Below are 633 nucleotides of genomic sequence, written 5' to 3'. Positions count from 1 at the left end.
GTTCTTTGGAAATTGTCATCGTCCTTGCTCCTCTCAGGAAGCATGGACCAAACCGCAGTTACACAGAAGATCGGACACTCTCTTTTCCTGCCGATCTGTACGCCCTGAATGCAGCCCAGGGTTCATGAACGGCGACAGTTTTGAGTAAAATCGATCCAAGACGCCGGTGCTGTTTCCCATCTGTCGACTGAGCACGTGGGTGCTGACACCACGCTGCAGGTCCAGTGTCGCGTAAAAATGCCGCCAACTGTATAGCGTGCGCTTCTTTTCGTCAGCGCCATACACCAGCCCCAGCCGGTCCAACAGTTTTTCGAAATTACGCGCGAGATTGGCCCGCGCAGCACGCTGGCCCAAACGCGTGACAAAAACGTATTCGTCCAGTTTGGCATCGATCACTTCATGCAGCGTCATGCTGGACAGTTCTGGGTTCAACTCAACTTGCCGCTCAAAGGGACGCACAGCACGGTCCCGTGCCACCAAGGGCCGCTGTCCTGTTTTACCGTCCACGAACAAGCCCAGATAGGTCTCGTCACGCTCGGTGATCCACAACAGGTTCTTCCACTTGAGGTCTGTCAATCTGCATTCAAAACTGACCCATCGTGATCATTTAAAAATGACCCACCCGGGGGGTAG

At 54.0% G+C, this 633-nt stretch carries 1 protein-coding gene; it reads right to left on the bottom strand.

What is annotated here, in order from left to right; translation table 11 throughout:
• Positions 1 to 33: 33 nt before the first annotated feature.
• Positions 34 to 576, bottom strand: coding sequence for a hypothetical protein (locus tag ACFTOW_RS01995; RefSeq protein ID WP_379912550.1), 543 nt, complete (start codon positions 574 to 576; stop codon positions 34 to 36).
• Positions 577 to 633 lie beyond the last annotated feature (57 nt).

The sequence above is a fragment of the Lacimonas salitolerans genome, from assembly GCF_042677865.1.
GTDB lineage: Bacteria > Pseudomonadota > Alphaproteobacteria > Rhodobacterales > Rhodobacteraceae > Lutimaribacter > Lutimaribacter salitolerans.
This window is presented reverse-complemented; position numbering and strand designations above follow the sequence as displayed.